The organism is Paenibacillus sp. GXUN7292, assembly GCF_050864975.1.
In the GTDB taxonomy this organism is placed as follows: domain Bacteria; phylum Bacillota; class Bacilli; order Paenibacillales; family Paenibacillaceae; genus Pristimantibacillus.
This window is the reverse complement of sequence record NZ_JBOZWO010000001.1, coordinates 454,189-470,498: the sequence shown is the minus strand read 5'-3', so window position 1 is coordinate 470,498 and position 16,310 is coordinate 454,189. Positions and strand designations below refer to the sequence as shown.

17 protein-coding genes are annotated in these 16,310 nt (G+C 46.2%); 1 reads left to right on the top strand and 16 read right to left on the bottom strand.

Translation table 11 applies throughout. The annotated features are described in order from the left end of the window. Window positions 1–14: 14 nt before the first annotated feature. The 3 genes from dprA to sucC form a co-directional block, all read right to left on the bottom strand. Complete coding sequence (gene dprA / locus ACRRU2_RS02145; protein WP_432499798.1) at window positions 15–1,157, bottom strand: DNA-processing protein DprA; 1,143 nt, start codon at window positions 1,155–1,157, stop codon at window positions 15–17. Window positions 1,158–1,435: 278 nt separating this feature from the next. Then, window positions 1,436–2,368: a succinate--CoA ligase subunit alpha gene (sucD, locus tag ACRRU2_RS02140; RefSeq protein ID WP_331698280.1), complete on the bottom strand. Its 933-nt coding sequence runs from the start codon at window positions 2,366–2,368 to the stop codon at window positions 1,436–1,438. Window positions 2,369–2,424: 56 nt separating this feature from the next. After that, window positions 2,425–3,585, bottom strand: a complete 1,161-nt coding sequence (gene sucC / locus ACRRU2_RS02135) for an ADP-forming succinate--CoA ligase subunit beta (RefSeq protein ID WP_331698281.1) — start codon at window positions 3,583–3,585, stop codon at window positions 2,425–2,427. Between the two features lie 429 nt (window positions 3,586–4,014). Between sucC and ACRRU2_RS02130 the strand changes: the two genes are divergently transcribed. Then, complete coding sequence (locus tag ACRRU2_RS02130) at window positions 4,015–5,574, top strand: YifB family Mg chelatase-like AAA ATPase (RefSeq protein ID WP_432499797.1); 1,560 nt, start codon at window positions 4,015–4,017, stop codon at window positions 5,572–5,574. On the opposite strand, the gene ACRRU2_RS02125 is transcribed toward ACRRU2_RS02130, so the two are convergent. The 13 genes from ACRRU2_RS02125 to ACRRU2_RS02065 form a co-directional block, all read right to left on the bottom strand. Beyond that, window positions 5,571–5,936, bottom strand: a complete 366-nt coding sequence (locus ACRRU2_RS02125; RefSeq protein WP_432499796.1) for a YraN family protein — start codon at window positions 5,934–5,936, stop codon at window positions 5,571–5,573. The genes ACRRU2_RS02130 and ACRRU2_RS02125 overlap by 4 nt on opposite strands. Further along, window positions 5,923–6,240, bottom strand: coding sequence for an EscU/YscU/HrcU family type III secretion system export apparatus switch protein (locus ACRRU2_RS02120; protein ID WP_432499795.1), 318 nt, complete (start codon window positions 6,238–6,240; stop codon window positions 5,923–5,925). Before ACRRU2_RS02120 ends, ACRRU2_RS02125 begins: the two co-directional genes overlap by 14 nt. Then, on the bottom strand, window positions 6,237–8,297 hold the full coding sequence (locus ACRRU2_RS02115; RefSeq protein ID WP_432499794.1) for a hypothetical protein: 2,061 nt from the start codon (window positions 8,295–8,297) through the stop codon (window positions 6,237–6,239). The genes ACRRU2_RS02120 and ACRRU2_RS02115 overlap by 4 nt, the downstream gene beginning before the upstream one ends. A gap of 1,190 nt (window positions 8,298–9,487) precedes the next feature. Next, window positions 9,488–10,096: a ribonuclease HII gene (locus ACRRU2_RS02110; RefSeq protein ID WP_331698286.1), complete on the bottom strand. Its 609-nt coding sequence runs from the start codon at window positions 10,094–10,096 to the stop codon at window positions 9,488–9,490. 47 nt (window positions 10,097–10,143) lie between these two features. After that, the gene (ylqF, locus tag ACRRU2_RS02105) at window positions 10,144–11,046 is read right to left on the bottom strand and encodes a ribosome biogenesis GTPase YlqF (protein ID WP_331698287.1); all 903 of its coding nucleotides are present in this window, start codon (window positions 11,044–11,046) and stop codon (window positions 10,144–10,146) included. Window positions 11,047–11,077: 31 nt separating this feature from the next. Beyond that, window positions 11,078–11,779, bottom strand: a complete 702-nt coding sequence (lepB, locus tag ACRRU2_RS02100; protein WP_331698288.1) for a signal peptidase I — start codon at window positions 11,777–11,779, stop codon at window positions 11,078–11,080. Window positions 11,780–11,944: 165 nt separating this feature from the next. Continuing rightward, on the bottom strand, window positions 11,945–12,286 hold the full coding sequence (gene rplS, locus ACRRU2_RS02095) for a 50S ribosomal protein L19 (protein ID WP_331698289.1): 342 nt from the start codon (window positions 12,284–12,286) through the stop codon (window positions 11,945–11,947). Between the two features lie 146 nt (window positions 12,287–12,432). Beyond that, a complete protein-coding gene (gene trmD, locus ACRRU2_RS02090) occupies window positions 12,433–13,191 on the bottom strand; it encodes a tRNA (guanosine(37)-N1)-methyltransferase TrmD (protein WP_331698290.1) in 759 nt (252 codons plus the stop codon). Window position 13,192: 1 nt separating this feature from the next. Then, window positions 13,193–13,717, bottom strand: coding sequence for a ribosome maturation factor RimM (gene rimM / locus ACRRU2_RS02085; protein ID WP_331698291.1), 525 nt, complete (start codon window positions 13,715–13,717; stop codon window positions 13,193–13,195). 96 nt (window positions 13,718–13,813) lie between these two features. Further along, window positions 13,814–14,044 (bottom strand): KH domain-containing protein, encoded by a 231-nt coding sequence (locus ACRRU2_RS02080; protein WP_331698292.1) that lies wholly within the window; start codon window positions 14,042–14,044, stop codon window positions 13,814–13,816. 25 nt (window positions 14,045–14,069) lie between these two features. After that, complete coding sequence (gene rpsP / locus ACRRU2_RS02075; RefSeq protein ID WP_331698293.1) at window positions 14,070–14,342, bottom strand: 30S ribosomal protein S16; 273 nt, start codon at window positions 14,340–14,342, stop codon at window positions 14,070–14,072. A 41-nt stretch (window positions 14,343–14,383) separates the two neighbouring features. Next, complete coding sequence (ffh, locus tag ACRRU2_RS02070) at window positions 14,384–15,766, bottom strand: signal recognition particle protein (RefSeq protein ID WP_432499793.1); 1,383 nt, start codon at window positions 15,764–15,766, stop codon at window positions 14,384–14,386. After that, a complete protein-coding gene (locus ACRRU2_RS02065) occupies window positions 15,745–16,152 on the bottom strand; it encodes a putative DNA-binding protein (protein WP_432499792.1) in 408 nt (135 codons plus the stop codon). The genes ffh and ACRRU2_RS02065 overlap by 22 nt, the downstream gene beginning before the upstream one ends. Window positions 16,153–16,310: the final 158 nt, after the last annotated feature.

The window sequence follows — 16,310 nt, the reverse complement described above, 5'->3', positions numbered from 1 at the left end:
CTGCAATTTATATATTACAAAATCATATATACTGAACCAGGATGAAGCTCAATCTTTTGTTTTATACATAAATTTAGCAGAACTGCGTTCAAATGTCCAAACGGAATTGAGGATCTTTCAAATATTTCATCAAAAGTCAATGATTCCACTTGCAGCAATCCGATGATCTTTTGTTCATCCGATGAAAGCTGTTCAATGCTAATAGCTTCAGTATCCTTCTTATGTTGACGATTATTCATAATCGAATCAGCTTCCGTCTTCAGCCAAGGAAGCTCTTCGAATATTTGATGCGCACTGCTGATCAAGCGTGCTGCTCCATTGCGTATCAATTCATTGGCTCCTTCGCTTTTAGGCGAATGAATCGGTCCGGGGACAGCAAACAGCTCTCTATTCATTTCAAAAGCATGCTTTGCTGTTATAAGTGATCCGCTCTTTGCCGCACATTCTATGACAACAGTTGCCGCAGACATTGCTGCAATTATTCGATTGCGCTGATGGAATTGACCAGGATGAAGTTTCATGCCGAATGGGGTTTCTGAAAGCAGCAACGCTTCATTAGATAGTCTGGCATACAAATGACGGTTTTCAGGAGGGTAGCATTCATTGATAGCTGTAGGCAGCACCGCTATCGTTCCTCCAATGCCCGCTAGCGCTGTTTCATGAGCGATTGAATCAATGCCTCTCGCCAAGCCGCTAACGACCGTTACAGCACCGTCTGACAGCTCCTGAGCAAGCTTACGCGCAGCATGCCTCCCATAAGCTGTAGGCACTCTGGTTCCGACGACAGCTGCAGCAGGTCTTGTCAGCAGCTCCATTCTGCCCAGCGCATATAACACCCAAGGAGGCTGTGAAATTTCTTGAAGCTTTTGTGGATAGCTATAATCAAAAGGAGTCAAAACCTTTATTCCATTATGTTCGTGCTCTGCCGGAATAGCCGGCTGACTTGTCCAATCTTCATGCTCGTTGGCGCGTAAAATTATTTGCGCTTGCACACGGCTCATTCCCGCTTCCAATAGCATTTGTTCTTTCCAATATCGCCTTGTCCACAATCTGCTGGATACAGCCTTATTAATCGCATGCCAGCCAATGCCCGGCAGTTGATGAAGCGCTATAACCATTTGTTTGGCAAGCTCTAAATCGGTTTGATTGATTGACATCGTAACCATCCTCCTGAACGGAGGCCTGCTTGCATACTTTTCTATTGTGCGTTACTGCGCCTTATAATGCAAGTAGACTCTCCCAAAATTATAGGTTTTTTAGCTGAATTTCATTCTTTTCGGCAGTAATTTGCAGTTTAACGGTTTATTTTAAACGTATTTCATCCGAAATTGAACCATAGCACATTGAAAGTTAAGAACAGGCAAAGTGTGAAACTTATATAAAAAAGCAGCCTATTCTCATAATGAGAATAGGCTGCTTACCTAGACCTAGGGTCTTATTTATGCGTGATACATTTTTCAAGAAGGCCTTGCTCTTCAAGAACGCTGACCAAAGTAGATCCCATATCCGAAGGAGTAGGAGCAACTTTGATTCCGCATGCTTCAAGTGTAGCAATCTTTTCAGCTGCAGTACCTTTGCCGCCGGAAATAATTGCGCCAGCATGACCCATACGTTTTCCCGGAGGAGCTGTTGCACCGCCGATAAAACCAACAACTGGCTTTTTCATGTTTGCTTTGATCCACTCAGCTGCTTCTTCTTCAGCAGTTCCGCCGATCTCACCGATCATAATAACAGCGTAAGTGTCAGGGTCATCATTAAAACGGCTAAGAATATCAATAAACTCAGAGCCTTTTACTGGGTCGCCGCCGATACCTACTGCAGAGGACTGACCAATGCCGCGAGTGGTTAGCTGATGAACAGCCTCATAAGTAAGTGTTCCAGAACGGGAAACTACACCTACATGGCCTACTGTATGAATGTAGCCTGGCATAATGCCAATCTTACACTCGCCAGGAGTAATAACACCTGGGCAGTTTGGTCCGATTAGAACGGTTTTGCTTCCTTCCATGTAACGCTTCACATTAACCATGTCAAGGACAGGAATTCCTTCAGTGATACAAATAACTAGCTCAAGACCTGCATCAACTGCTTCCATGATCGCATCAGCTGCAAAAGCAGGTGGCACATAAATTACTGAAGCAGTAGCACCAGTAGCTGCTACAGCTTGAGCAACTGTATTAAAAACAGGCAAGGAAACTACAGAACCGTTTTCAAGTGTAATATCAACGTTTGTTCCGCCTTTACCCGGAGTAACACCGCCAACCATTTGAGTACCGTAATCCAAAGCACCTTTGGCATGGAATAAGCCAGTAGCGCCAGTAATCCCTTGAGTGATAACTTTTGTGTCTTTGTTAACCAAAATACTCAACTAACTCACATCCCCTGATTGAATTCATATGCGCGCAAGTCGCATAGCAAGCATTCTTATTTCACGAGATCGACAATTTTTTGAGCGCCATCCGACATGGAATCTGCAGCTACTATATTCAATCCCGACTCATTCAATATTTTTTTGCCAAGCTCAACGTTTGTACCTTCAAGACGCACAACAAGCGGTTTGTCTAGACTAATTTGTTTAGCCGCTTCTACAACGCCGTTAGCAATTACGTCACAGCGCATAATACCACCGAAAATGTTAACAAAAATGCCTTTAACCTTCTCGTCGGACAAAATAATTTTGAACGCTTCGGTTACTTTTTCAGTTGTAGCACCGCCCCCAACATCAAGGAAGTTAGCTGGGTCGCCGCCATAATATTTAATAATGTCCATTGTCGCCATTGCAAGGCCCGCACCGTTAACCATACAGCCGATGTTGCCATCAAGTGCAATGTAGCTCAAATCAAACTTGGACGCTTCGATTTCTTTTACATCTTCCTCTTCCAAATCGCGCAATTCTACGATGTCCTTGTGTCTGTACAACGCATTGGAATCAAAGTTTAGCTTTGCATCAAGCGCCATTACATTACCGTCTCCTGTAACTACAAGAGGGTTAATCTCTGCAATGGAGCAATCCTTTTCAACGAATGCTGTGTATAGTGCAAGCATAAATTTAACTGCTTTATTAACCAGTTCGTTAGGAATATTGATCGCATAAGCAAGCTTGCGGGCTTGGAATGCTTGCATGCCAACAGCCGGATCGATAACTTCTTTGAAGATTTTCTCCGGAGAATGCTCTGCAACCTCTTCAATTTCAGTTCCGCCTTCTTCAGACGCCATCATCGTAACGCGACCAGTTCCGCGATCAAGCACTACGCCGATGTAATATTCTTTCTTAATATCACAGCCTTGTTCGATAAGAAGTCGTTTAACTTCTTTACCTTCTGGGCCAGTTTGATGAGTTACAAGCACCTTGCCAAGAATTTCTCCTGCATATGCACGAACCTCATCCAAGCTTTTTGCCACTTTAACACCGCCAGCCTTACCACGGCCACCAGCGTGAATTTGAGCTTTTACTACGACTACGGGTGTTCCGAGATCCTTGGCAGCTTCAACAGCTTCGTCTACAGAGAATGCTACTTTCCCCTCTGGTACGACTACACCATACTGTTTAAGAACCGCTTTGCCTTGATACTCATGGATGTTCATTGTCGAAATCCTCCATTTCACAGACTCAATCAGTCATATGTACACATACAAGCATATTGTAACACTTTTTCTTGTCCAATACCTCACTTTCATGTCGAAAGAATACATCCTTTTTGATATGGGTATCATCTCGAAACAAGATCAAACGTCAGATTGAGCGGTATTATGTCGATATTATTGCCTTTTATAATCATTTTTATGAAAAAATTTAGTTACTCCGTCATATATGCCGTTGACATTATTTCACATATACTCTAACATTGTTACCAATTGGCTAGTGTTGCTGCCCCGTCTTTAAATAGGCGTAATATTACATTCACTGAAGCGTTTGCATAAGCTCACGGCAGTCAAGCAAATGGATTTAAATGATAACTTTTTGATATCGTTTCGGTAAGGAAGCACCTTCTGATTCAACATGGAGGTGTTTTTTTGTTTTCCTGTATTCGAAGCGCGAGTGTATATGGCGTAGACGGCCGAGAAATAGCAGTTGAAGTTGATATTTCAAGCGGATTGCCTCAGCTCACAATCGTTGGATTGCCCGACCCTGCTATTCGGGAATCTGTTGAGCGGGTGCGGGCAGCTATTAAAAACAGCGGGTTCACCTTTCCTATGGACCGCATTACAGTCAACTTGGCTCCGGCTGATCTGCGCAAAGAAGGAACTGCCTTTGATCTGGCTATCGCTTCAGGCATTCTTGCAGCGAGCGGTCAAATCGCTGGCAGTCAGCTTAAGGATGTGCTTATTATTGGAGAATTGTCGCTTGACGGCACCGTTAAGCCAGTGCCCGGCGTACTTGCCATGATTGAGCAGGCCAAGCACTGCGGGTTAACTAATATAGTATTGCCGGCCGCCAATGCTCATGAAGCATCTTGGATATCGGGGATGAAGCTGTTCGGCATCCATCATCTGAAGCAGCTGCTTGCACTCAGGTTTGAAGCTATTGAAAGCCTGGACAGCCTCGCCCAGCCTGCTGACTGTCATGAAGCCAATGCTATGGAGGATTATGCTGAAATTATAGGTCAGCAGCTAGCCTTAAGAGCTATGCTGATCGCAGCTGCAGGCAAGCATAATATGCTGCTGTGCGGTTCGCCAGGCACTGGTAAAACGATGATGATTAGAAGATTACCGACTATTCTACCTTCACTTACAGAGGAAGAAGCACTCGAGGTGACGAAAATATACAGCGTTTCAGGCAAACTCCCGCAGAAGATAAGCGGGTTAATGTCAGCCCCGCCCTTCCGCGCTCCTCATCATACGATTTCCGCCGCAGGTTTAATAGGAGGCGGCTCTATTCCGAAGCCGGGCGAAGTTACACTAGCTCATCACGGCGTGTTGTTCCTTGACGAGCTTGCTGAATTTCCACGCAGTGTGCTGGAGATGCTGCGCCAGCCGCTTGAGGACAGGCAGGTGACGATTGCCAGGTCTAGAGCAACGATTCAATTTCCAGCGAGCTTTATTCTTGCCGCATCGTATAATCCATGTCCATGCGGGTTCAGAAATCAAGAATATGGCAGTAAGCTGTGCACCTGTTCCCCGGCGGCTATCGCTCGTTACTTATCGAGGCTGTCGGGTCCGCTGCTTGACCGTTTTGATCTGCAGCTGGAGATTTCCCGCCCAGCCAGCCTGCGAGAAGAAGCGGCTTCCGCAGATTCAACCGCCAAACAATATAATAACTCAGCTGATATGAAAAGACTTGTCGAGCAAGCAAGAGAGCTGGCCTGGCAGCGCAACAGCATATATGGCGTACGCTATAACAGCCAGCTTGCCGGAGCAGCATTAAAAAAAGCTGCCAATATGAATATATCCGCAGCCCGCCTGCTTGATTATGCATTCCAAAAGTTAAGTATCAGCATGCGTGCTTATGATCGGCTGTTACGGCTCGCCAGAACGATAGCCGATATCGAGCAAATGGAGACCGTTACTGCTGAACATATTGCCGAAGCGATACAGTATAGAAAACTGGAAGAAAAAACAACCGACAATCGTTAAAATGCTCCTTCGATATGTTTCAATTGGTGCGATTGAGCAGTATTACCAAGCTCTATTGCAATGACATCAAATCTTACAGGGCGGTCATTCCACTTCTTTGATTGCAAATAATATTGTGCATTCAATCTGATGCGCTGCTGCTTTCGGTTATGTACAGATTCGGCAGCTGTGCCGTATTTGCCGCTGCCTGTTCGCGTACGGACTTCGACAAAAATAACTCTGCCATCATTCTCGGCTATAATATCAATTTCTCCTGTCTTGCATCTCCAATTGGTATGCAGGATATGATAGCCGGACTCGATGAAATAAGCTATGGCCAGCTGCTCGCCCAGCTGGCCTGTCTGCTTTTTATCCAAGCTCATGCTGCCAATCCCTCGCTTTACGATCTGATTGGTATACAAAGGATAATATTTCTGCTACTAATGTAAACAGCTCCGCAGGTATTTCTTGCTCGACATCGAGCTTGGACAATACCTCGACCAAAGAGGCATCCTCCTGGATTGGTACATTATTCTCACTTGCCAAAGCCAATATTCGATCTGCAAGCTCGCCTTTCCCTTTCGCTATTAAGACAGGCGCCGTACCTTTCTCCGGCTCGTATTTGAGCGCTACAGCTTTCCGCGGCGCCGTTCTTTCTGCTGCTTCATCCAGCTGCTCCTTGCTCATACTTTGAAATCAACTCCTTTGTAACGAGTTGCCGAGAATAAAGAGGAATCTGGAGGCGCAAGCTTTGGCTTGTGCTTGCTCTCAACTGCAGCCTCAGCTTCCTCCTGCTTCGACTCATCAGGCATAGCTGTTACCTTAAGAGAGGATAGCTGGTAACCGATCTGCTGCATACGCTCTGCCATAGTCAGCCTGGTCGCCTCAGTCAATTCAGCCGTTGCGGGATGATCATTCCAAATATGCAAGCTTACCATTCTATCAGCTACAAATACGTCAATAATCGTTTCTCCAATTGTCTTCATTGACAAATTAAACAACAGTCTGCAATTTTCTGCATCAAGCTCGCCTTTGCGGCCCCTTCTCGTCTGAACATGGACAGAGGCTGTCTGACCGCCTTCTTGATCCTGGAGCGGAATATACATCGTTATATGTGTGAATAAGGAATTGTTGCGCTCCGCTGTCAGCATAAGCTGCTGGCCGGTTATTTGAGATACAAGCTGATTGGCAAGCTCTTTGGCAGCCGCCGGCGCATCGGCCGCAGCAATCAGCTGCAGCAGTGCTCCTTTGAGCGATTCAGCAGCTTGAATAGGCTCGGCATGTGCTGCTGAGCGCTGCATAACTGCAGCTGCCTCATGACTATTCTGCAGCACACGCGCATCGGCTGCAAGCGGATGGCCGCTTGCATGCGCAGGCGATGCCGGAGCAGCAGCTTGCTGATGCTGTGATACGCTGCCGCTCGGGGCAGACGGCTGCAGGTCAGTCTGCATCGCTTGCGAGCCGCCAGACGCGACCGCTGACGTATTCGCCGTGTTCGCTTGTACAGCAGCAGTCGCCTGCTGCTGCCCTGGCTGCGCCTGAAGGCTTTGTGCTGGAGGCTGAAAAGCAGACTGCTGAGCGCCGCCGCTGCTGGAGGAAGCGCCCGCTTGATTTGTCATCTGCGCTGTCATCGCAGATGGAGCCTGCGGGCCAGCTTGCGGCTGCGGAACTGTTGCTGCGGTCGCTTGCTGCGCTGCACCATTATTCAAAATGGCAGCGTTGGGAGTGTTTGCTGCTTGAGCTGGAGCTTGAGCTGCAGCTTGCAACCCGCCCCTTCCGCTCGAGGAAGCCTGCTGCAGCTGCTCTGAATATTGCTTCGTAGCTTGTTTGGCAAGCTGCAGCTCATGATCGACCCCCAACCACTTCATCATGCCGCCAAGCCAGTTCGCCGGTTGAGACTGGCTGGCTTGGGCAGATTGTGCTGTCCCTCCTCCTTGACCTGGCACATTGCCCTCACCTTGGAAATGATTCAGCGTACCACCCGCGCTGCCAGCTTGCTGTAAGCTTGCTGCCATACCGCTTGTTACACCTTTTCCACTACTCGTTAATCCTTGCAAAAAAGAATTACCGGCATCAAGCAAAGACAATACTTTCGCTGCAGCTTGAAGGAAGGCTGCGGAGCCCGCTCCTGAAGAAACGAGTGATGCAGATTGATTGGCCAAAGCCCCGCTTAGCATGTTGCGCAATGATTGCAGCAATTCATGCTGCGGCTGGCCGAACATAATTTGCTGCATGGCGGAGATCGTTGCAGCAGTCAATGGCATGCCGCGTTTAAATGCAGCAGCGGCAGCTTGCATCCACTGCTCCATATTAGCGCCAGGAGGCAGCAAGGAGGCTGCCTGCTGAAAAGCGGCAGCAGTAGCCCGGTTAAAAGTAAAACCCTCCTGCCGTAAATCCTTTACTAGCTCGACAGCCCATTTTTGATCAGGCAGTCCAAGCTTTTTAGCAATATCTCTAAAGGTATCATCCAGCATGCCGGCGGCAACCGGATCCACCTGTTTCATAATAATTGTAGAGCCGCTTGACTGCGGCTGAACCTGCAAAAAGGCAGTCTGGCCTGCTTGCAACGGAGATTCAAGCTTTGCTCTAACCTGCACTCCTTGTATTTGAACGATCGCTTCGTTATTATCAAGCAGCTGCGATACTACGCCGCGTACTGTTTGACCAACTTTTAATTCCAGCGTCCGCGAATCGCCAACCGTCTGTTCGCCGAGTAAGCTTCTCATTAAGTGACTGATATTCATAAGCTCGTTCCTTTCAGAGGCATTTCTCACTCTATCTTTATATCGGCTTATAAGGCTGTTCCATGAAGAGCGAGCTGCAAGCAAGTTGAAATCTGCCGTCCTAGTGAACACTACTGCTACACTTTTATGGGGAAAGTTTAATTCGAAATTTCATAGAATAAACCGAAATAACTCGAAAAACATTATTGTGCTAAAAAACATACAAACTATCGCGGCTGTTGAGTGTCGTGAGTCACTTTGTACGAAAAACCATACAAACTGCGCAACTGAGGCGTGTCGGGAATCACTTTGTACGAAAAACCATATAAACTGCGCAACTGAGGCGTGTCGTGAGTCTCATTGTGCGAAATTGAGCTTATTGATAAAGTATAGTATGGAGAATAGATAAGTCTACATTCAGCTCGTGGAAACTAAGTACATTTTGTGCTCTAGATTTTCTTTTTTATCGAATAAATGATTCTAAATGGATTTCATGCATCTAGTTTTATTGAATTACTCTATTTTTTGCGAATTGTGCCAAACTAGATGTAGTTCTTCCCCTTAGAACCACAAAAAAGCCAAATTTCTTGAATCTAAGCGCATGAAATCAGGCTGTTGAAAAACGCTAACGGAACTGAGACACGCTATTGTACGGAAATCAGCTTATTCTAAAATCTAAAGGAACTGAGAAACCTTTTTTACTCAAATTCACTACCTAAACGGGGGAAAGATCACTATAGCGCTCCACAGTTCCGTTACAGTTTTAAAACACCTTTTTATTGCTAAATAGAGCCTATCAGTTCCGTTACAATTCTAAACAGATGGCATTACGACTTTTGCTCGGTTATTTAACTACTACAACGAATCGACGGCTTCCCCGCTTACTGCTTTTGGTCTGTTTTCCGGGCTATTAAGCTGTTGCGGAGCTTTTTCAACAGCCTGATGAAATACAGTTAGCTTTAGCGCGCGAGTACTTGTTACACAAAAGTTAGCACAAGCGCGTGAGTGCTCTTACCACATAACAGAGTTAGCCGTCGTCGCAAAGCGTGTGTTGCGGTTTTTCAACAGCCTGAGAAATTCCACATTGTCACATTTATCACCTATATTAACGAACTATATTAATGACCTATAAAAAACTCGCCCCTAACGCCGCCCCATGATGGGCAAGCATTACAGACGAGTCTTTCGCAGTCTATGCTTTGCTTGTCTCGCTAAACTTTGCTTGTCTCGCTAAAAATTTTTTTCAAAAATGTCGCTCTATGCTCAGAGCTAGGTCCTCTTAGCAGAAGCTGCTCGCGATGAAGCTTAGTTGCATATCCTTTATGTACCGCGATCCCATATCCGGGAAATTTCTCTTCCCATTCATTGACACATAATTTGTCTCGGGTCACTTTTGCAACAATTGAGGCGGCAGCAATCGTCTGGCTGATCGCATCACCTTTTATTAAAGATTGCTGCGGCGCTGCAATATCCAGCTTTTCAGCATCTATTAATACATAGTCAGGCGCCGGCTCCAGCGACTCCACCGCAATCTTCATTGCAAGCCTGGACGCTTGCTTAATGTTGATCCGGTCAATTTCCGATGCGTCAATTCTTGCTACAGACCAAGCGATGCACTCTGCAATAATTTCTTCATACAGCTGTTCACGCTTGCGCTCTGTTAACTTTTTGGAATCATTTATGCCTTCAATAATCAATCCCGGGGGCAAAATAACTGCCGCGGCCACTACATCGCCAAACAAACAGCCGCGCCCAACTTCATCCACCCCCGCTATTGCTGTGTATCCCATCTCCCATAGCATTTGTTCATGCTGCAGCACTATCTTTTCCCCCTGCCTGAATCTATCGTTGATGGCGACGCGCAGGTTTACTCCTCCGAGCCAATCGAACGAACCGGCATATCTTCATACGGCTCCTCCAGCGTCAAGCGGCCCAGCTTGCCTGAACGAAGATCACGCAATATTAATACTGATGCTTTTTCCAAATCAATATGACCGCCGCTCACGACACAGCCTCTGCGTCGCCCGATTTCTTCCATCAACTCAACGATTGCTGTTGGATTTTCGAAATCCTCCGGTTTGTTTTTCAAATCATAGCGCTCAGACAACGCCGGCCAGTATCGCTTGGCTAGCTCCTTCACAGCGTAAAAGGCAATATCATCTACATGAAGAATTTCTTCCTTGATTGCGCCTGTAACAGCCAAGCGGTAGCCTACCTTTTGATCCTCGAATTTGGGCCATAATATACCCGGCGTATCCAGCAGCTCCATATCACCGCTCGCCAGCTTGATCCATTGCTGGCCTTTTGTTACGCCTGGACGATCCCCGGTAGCAGCTATCTTTTTTCCGGCCAATCGATTTATTAGCGTCGATTTACCAACGTTCGGAATACCGACTATCAATCCTCTGATTGCTCTTGGGTTAATTCCTTTGGCAACCTGCTTGTCGATCCACTCTTTTAATATCTCTTTGGATTTCACAGCAATTTGACCAACCTGGAAGCCTGTCGACGAATCGACAGCGATACATTCATGCCCTTCATGCGCAAAATACGCCATCCATTGCTCCGTCGCCTTCGGATCAGCCAAATCACTTTTATTCAATACGATCAACCTTGGCTTATGCAGCAAAATTTCATCGACCATCGGATTGCGGCTCGACATTGGAACACGAGCGTCAAGCAGCTCGATTGCGATATCAATCAGCTTGAGCTTCTCTTGTATTTGCCGGCGCGCTCTCGTCATATGACCTGGAAACCACTGAATATTCATCTACTCACCTCATGGTGTATACTGAGCCGTACTAGTAATGATTAATGAATTTGATTTGGTTGAGCGGCCAGAATATTACCTCTGCACGACCAATAATTTCTTTTTCATTAATAAAACCTAAATAACGGCTGTCTGTGCTGTCTCCTCTATTATCCCCCATTGCAAATACAGTTCCCTCCGGAACGACAGTTTCACCATTTTTGGAATTAGGATAATTGTACTGATTGCCGCTGCCATTATACAGCATGCCCTGAGCATGCTTGGCTGCTACAACCTCTCTTATATACGGCTCATCTATAAGCTTGTCGTTAATATATAAATCATCGCCCTTAAGCGAAATTGTATCGCCAGGTACGCCAATTACACGCTTAATAAACTTTCTTCCTTGTTCAGGAACATTAAATACGATTACATCTCCATATTTAGGCTTCCCTATATTGTATATCAATTTGTTCACGATCAACCGTTCACCCGTTTCAAAATTCGGCTGCATCGACGCGCCATCAACAATAAACGGCGAAAACAGAAACTGTCGGATAATAAAAACAAGCACGATGGCTATTACTAGCGCTTTAGTCCACTCCAAATACTCATTGCCGGCTTTTTTACTTTTTACTTTGCTTCCATGTACCGCGGAACGGTCGGGCATATCTGCATGTTCTGATTGCGAAGAAGGAGATTGGTCCGTTATTTGTTCATTCCATTGATCATTATCATGTTTATTCACACTCATCAAATTCTCCTTTTCTAGTCATATTGCTATACGTAACAGCCGCCTCATTCGTAAAGGGTGCGATCGGTTACAAAATCGAAAGAGAAGGCAGCCTACACCCAATACGTTCAACTTTTTTCCTAAAAAACGAAAAGGAGCTTGTTTGCGCAAGCCCCTCTTGTCGTTTTAACGAATCTCTTTAATTCTAGCAGCTTTACCGCGCAGACTGCGAAGATAGTAAAGCTTCGCACGGCGTACTTTACCACGGCGAGCCACTTCGATTTTATCGAGTTTAGGCGAATGAAGCGGGAAAGTTCTTTCCACACCTACACCGTAAGAAATTTTACGCACTGTAAATGTTTCGCTAATGCCGCCGCCGCGACGTCTGATTACAACGCCTTCGAACAACTGGATACGCTCGCGCGAACCCTCAACGACTTTAACGTGAACTTTCAAAGTGTCACCAGGACGAAAGCTCGGAAGATCCTTACGCAATTGATCTTGTGTAATTGCTTGTACGATATTCATTTCGTTCACTCCTTCCACCATAGACGTTCTTATAGGCTCCACGATTCCTCTGAATCGCTTCATGGCGTATAGCGGACCGTCCGACTTTAAGAACAACACTGCAAATTCTACCATAACCAGCGCAATATTTCAACACTAAAACCGTGCTAAACGTTTATTTTTATTTGCTCTTCCTCCGCAATTTTTTTCAGCCACTGCCGTTCCTTATCTGTCAGCTCTGCAGCGCTTAACATATCAGGACGCCTGCGCAGCGTACGCAGCAATGACTGCTCTCTGCGCCATATCTCAACATTGGCGTGATGACCCGAAACAAGCACGTCCGGCACACTCCAGTCGCGAAATACAGCTGGCCGAGTATAATGCGGATATTCCAGCAAGCCCGTGCTGTACGAATCTGTAACAGCAGAGCTAGCATTGCCGAGCGTTCCAGGAAGAAGGCGGACAACGCTATCAATTATAGTCATAGCTGGCAGTTCGCCTCCGGTCAGCACGTAATCGCCGACAGACAGCTCATCTGTAACCAGATGCTCGCGAATACGTTCATCATAGCCTTCATAATGTCCGCAAATAAGAATGAGATGCTCTTCCTTAGCAAGCTCCTCCGCCTTTTTCTGTGAATACGGTTGACCCTGCGGGCACATAAGTATGACGCGCGGCTTGCCAGCCGGTTCATTGGCTTTTATGAGCGCCTCAACCGCCTCAAATACTGGCTCTGCCTGCAGCACCATTCCTCCGCCGCCTCCGTAAGGATAATCATCGACCGTCTGATGTTTATTTTTGGAGTAATTGCGAAAGTTGACAGCCTGCAAGGATACAATACCTTTGTCCCTAGCCTTTCCAAGAATGCTGGCATTAAATACACCATCGAACATTTCTGGAAACAAGGTGAGCACATCTATTTTCACACTAAATCAATCCTTCCAAAAGTCGAACAGTCACCTGCTTGTTTGCTACATCCACGTCAAGTACAACTTCGTCTATGACAGGAAGCAATATTTGCTTGCCTTGATTTTTTGGACGATCCACAACCCACACATCATTGGCGCCCGGCGATAAAATTTCGCTGATCGTTCCTAGCTGCTCACCATCTTCCAACACAACCGTGCAGCCGATAATTTGGTGATAATAGTATTCTCCTTCATCAAGCTCCCCTTGATTCGCCTCTGATACTTTTAAGCTCCAGCCTTTATATTTTTCAACTTCGTTAATGTTGTCCAAGCCTGCAAATCGAATAAAATACATATTTTTTTGCAATCTTGCAGCTGTAACTGTAACCTGCAGCGATTCCTTACCAGACTCATTCACAAGCAGCAGCTCGCTGCCTGGCGCAAAGCGCTCATCAGCAAAGTCAGTTTGCGGCAGCACTTTGACATCGCCGCGAATACCGTGCGTATTTACTAGCTTGCCGACTGTGTACCATTTTTCGCTCATCATACCGCCCCTTTATTTTATCTGTTTCATACAATCTATTATAACACGCCAAGAAGGCCAGGATCATGATCCCAGCCCTCTCTAGTCGCGTGCGAACTATGAATTTATATCGACGACTACACGCTTATTCGATTTGACTGAAGCTGACGTTACAACCGTACGTATCGCCTTGGCAATACGCCCCTGCTTACCGATTACTTTACCGATATCGTCGGGGTGTACTGACAGCTCGTAAATCACGCTGCGTTCATCATCCTTCACTTGTACTCGCACATCTTCAGGATGATCCACCAAAGCCTTCGCTATGACAAGAATTAATTCTTTCATCACAAAGCCCTCCGCTGTTCAACAGTTATTTCTGTTGCTTAAGCTCATGGAACTTCTTCAATACACCTGCTTGAGAAAGCAAGCTGCGAACTGTATCAGATGCTTGAGCACCATTTTGCAACCATTTCAAAGCTTTATCTTCATCGATTTTTACTTGAGCCGGTTGAGCAACCGGATTGTAAGTACCGATTTCTTCGATAAAACGTCCATCGCGCGGGGAATGAGAATCAGAAACCACTACGCGGTAGAAAGGAGCTTTATGAGCACCAATGCGTTTCAAACGGATACGAACTGCCATTTATAATTCACCTCCTTCAATCAAATAAAAGCCTCTATATATTAAAACGGAAATTTCATGTTTCTTCCCATCAAGCCCTTAAGCCCTTTTTTTCCTTTGCCTTTCGGACCCTTCGGTCCCATCATGGATGAGAACTGCTTCATCATCTTGCGCATATCATCAAATTGCTTGATCAAGCGGTTGACTTCAACGATGGTTGTTCCGCTGCCGGCAGCGACGCGCTTGCGTCTGCTATGATTAAGCAGCTCCGGCTTTTGCTTCTCTTCCTTCGTCATCGACTTGACGATCGCTTCAACGCGAGAAATCTGCTTGTCGTCTACCTTCATATCCTTCATATTTGCCTTCATTTTGCCCATGCCAGGCAACATATCCATAAGCTGATCAAGCGGTCCGAGCTTGCGCACCTGCTCCATTTGCTCAAGGAAATCATCAAAGGTAAATTCGGCATTGCGCATTTTGCGCTCCATCTCAGCCGCTTTTTCGCTATCGATATTCGCTTGTGCCTTCTCAATAAGCGAAAGCATGTCTCCCATGCCTAAAATTCTTGAAGCCATGCGCTCCGGATGGAACGGCTCGAGCGCATCGATTTTCTCGCCCATTGCTGCAAACTTGATCGGCTGGCCGGTTACGGCCTTGACCGACAGAGCGGCACCGCCTCGCGTATCGCCATCGAGCTTGGACAATACGACGCCTGTCAGCTCAAGCTGCTCATGAAAGCTCTTCGCAACGTTAACTGCATCCTGACCTGTCATTGCATCTACAACGAGCAACACTTCATCCGGCTTTACAAACGCATGGATCTGCTTGAGCTCCTCCATGAGCGCCTCATCAATATGCAGACGGCCGGCTGTATCGATAATAACATAATCGTTACCATTGTCCTTTGCGAACTGCAAGCTTGCTTTGGCAATTTCAACCGGCGATACTTGATCGCCCATTGCAAATACCGGCGCGCCGATTTGGCCTCCAAGCACTTGCAACTGCTTGATAGCTGCAGGCCGATAAATATCGCATGCTACCAAAAGCGGTTTGTGATTGCTTTTTTGCAGAAGCTTAGCAAGCTTTCCTGATGTAGTCGTCTTACCCGCACCCTGCAAGCCGGCCATCATAATGACAGTCGGAGGCTTGTTAGCCTTGGCTAGCTTGCTCTGTGTACCGCCCATAAGCTCAGTCAGCTCTTTATTAACGATATCGATGACGACCATGCCTGGAGTAAAGCTCTTCGTCACTTCAATGCCGACTGCGCGTTCCTTTACCTTCGCGATAAAATCCTTTACAACCTTGAAGTTAACGTCCGCTTCAAGCAAGGCAAGCCGCACCTCGCGCATCGCCTCCGAAACGTCCTCTTCGGATACTTTGCCTTTTCCCTTCAGCTTGCTGAATACATTTTGCAATCGACTGGTTAAGCTTTCAAATGCTGCCATGAACCGTCACCTCCTTCTTGTAATTGTTCGGTTTGATGGTATGCCTGAATCCATTCCATCAGACACTGCTTGTCTTGTGAAGTCAAAGCCAACTGCTCGATACCGCGCTTCAGCTGTCCAATCAGCCGCTCACGCCGTTCGTGCTTTTCCAGCAATTCTAATTTTCGTTCATAGGTTTCAAGCGCCTGTTCTGCTCTTTTTATATTGTCATAAACAGCTTGGCGGCTAATATTAAATTCAGACGCAATTTCGCCAAGCGAGAAATCATCATGATAGTAATATGAAAGTATAGTACGCTGCTTCTCTGTTAATAAAGGCTCGTAGAAGTCAAACAACAAATTAATCCGCGTCGTTCTGGCCAGGGCATTCGCTTCCTCAGCACTCATTGCCTCGCCCCCTTCTTACATTTCGCAAACCTGTCAAGTAACATCCCTTTACAGCATATCAACGATACTTATCATACTTGAGTTCACTCAGCCTGTCAAGTCTTTTTACTTGTCACATCAATATGTTTTTTATTTTAAAATAAAAGGACCGCCTATTA

Bases quoted from the DNA above. Each gene is read 5' to 3' on its own strand.
- dprA (WP_432499798.1), bottom strand. From the start codon at position 1,157: ATGTCAATCAATCAAACCGATTTAGAGCTTGCCAAACAAATGGTTATA.
- sucC (WP_331698281.1), bottom strand. From the start codon at position 3,585: ATGAACATCCATGAGTATCAAGGCAAAGCGGTTCTTAAACAGTATGGT.
- ACRRU2_RS02125 (WP_432499796.1), bottom strand. From the start codon at position 5,936: ATGAGCTTGGATAAAAAGCAGACAGGCCAGCTGGGCGAGCAGCTGGCC.
- ACRRU2_RS02120 (WP_432499795.1), bottom strand. From the start codon at position 6,240: ATGAGCAAGGAGCAGCTGGATGAAGCAGCAGAAAGAACGGCGCCGCGG.
- ACRRU2_RS02115 (WP_432499794.1), bottom strand. From the start codon at position 8,297: ATGAATATCAGTCACTTAATGAGAAGCTTACTCGGCGAACAGACGGTT.
- ylqF (WP_331698287.1), bottom strand. From the start codon at position 11,046: ATGAATATTCAGTGGTTTCCAGGTCATATGACGAGAGCGCGCCGGCAA.
- lepB (WP_331698288.1), bottom strand. From the start codon at position 11,779: ATGAGTGTGAATAAACATGATAATGATCAATGGAATGAACAAATAACG.
- rplS (WP_331698289.1), bottom strand. From the start codon at position 12,286: ATGAATATCGTACAAGCAATTACACAAGATCAATTGCGTAAGGATCTT.
- rimM (WP_331698291.1), bottom strand. From the start codon at position 13,717: ATGAGCGAAAAATGGTACACAGTCGGCAAGCTAGTAAATACGCACGGT.
- ACRRU2_RS02080 (WP_331698292.1), bottom strand. From the start codon at position 14,044: ATGAAAGAATTAATTCTTGTCATAGCGAAGGCTTTGGTGGATCATCCT.
- rpsP (WP_331698293.1), bottom strand. From the start codon at position 14,342: ATGGCAGTTCGTATCCGTTTGAAACGCATTGGTGCTCATAAAGCTCCT.
- ffh (WP_432499793.1), bottom strand. From the start codon at position 15,766: ATGGCAGCATTTGAAAGCTTAACCAGTCGATTGCAAAATGTATTCAGC.
- ACRRU2_RS02065 (WP_432499792.1), bottom strand. From the start codon at position 16,152: ATGAGTGCTGAGGAAGCGAATGCCCTGGCCAGAACGACGCGGATTAAT.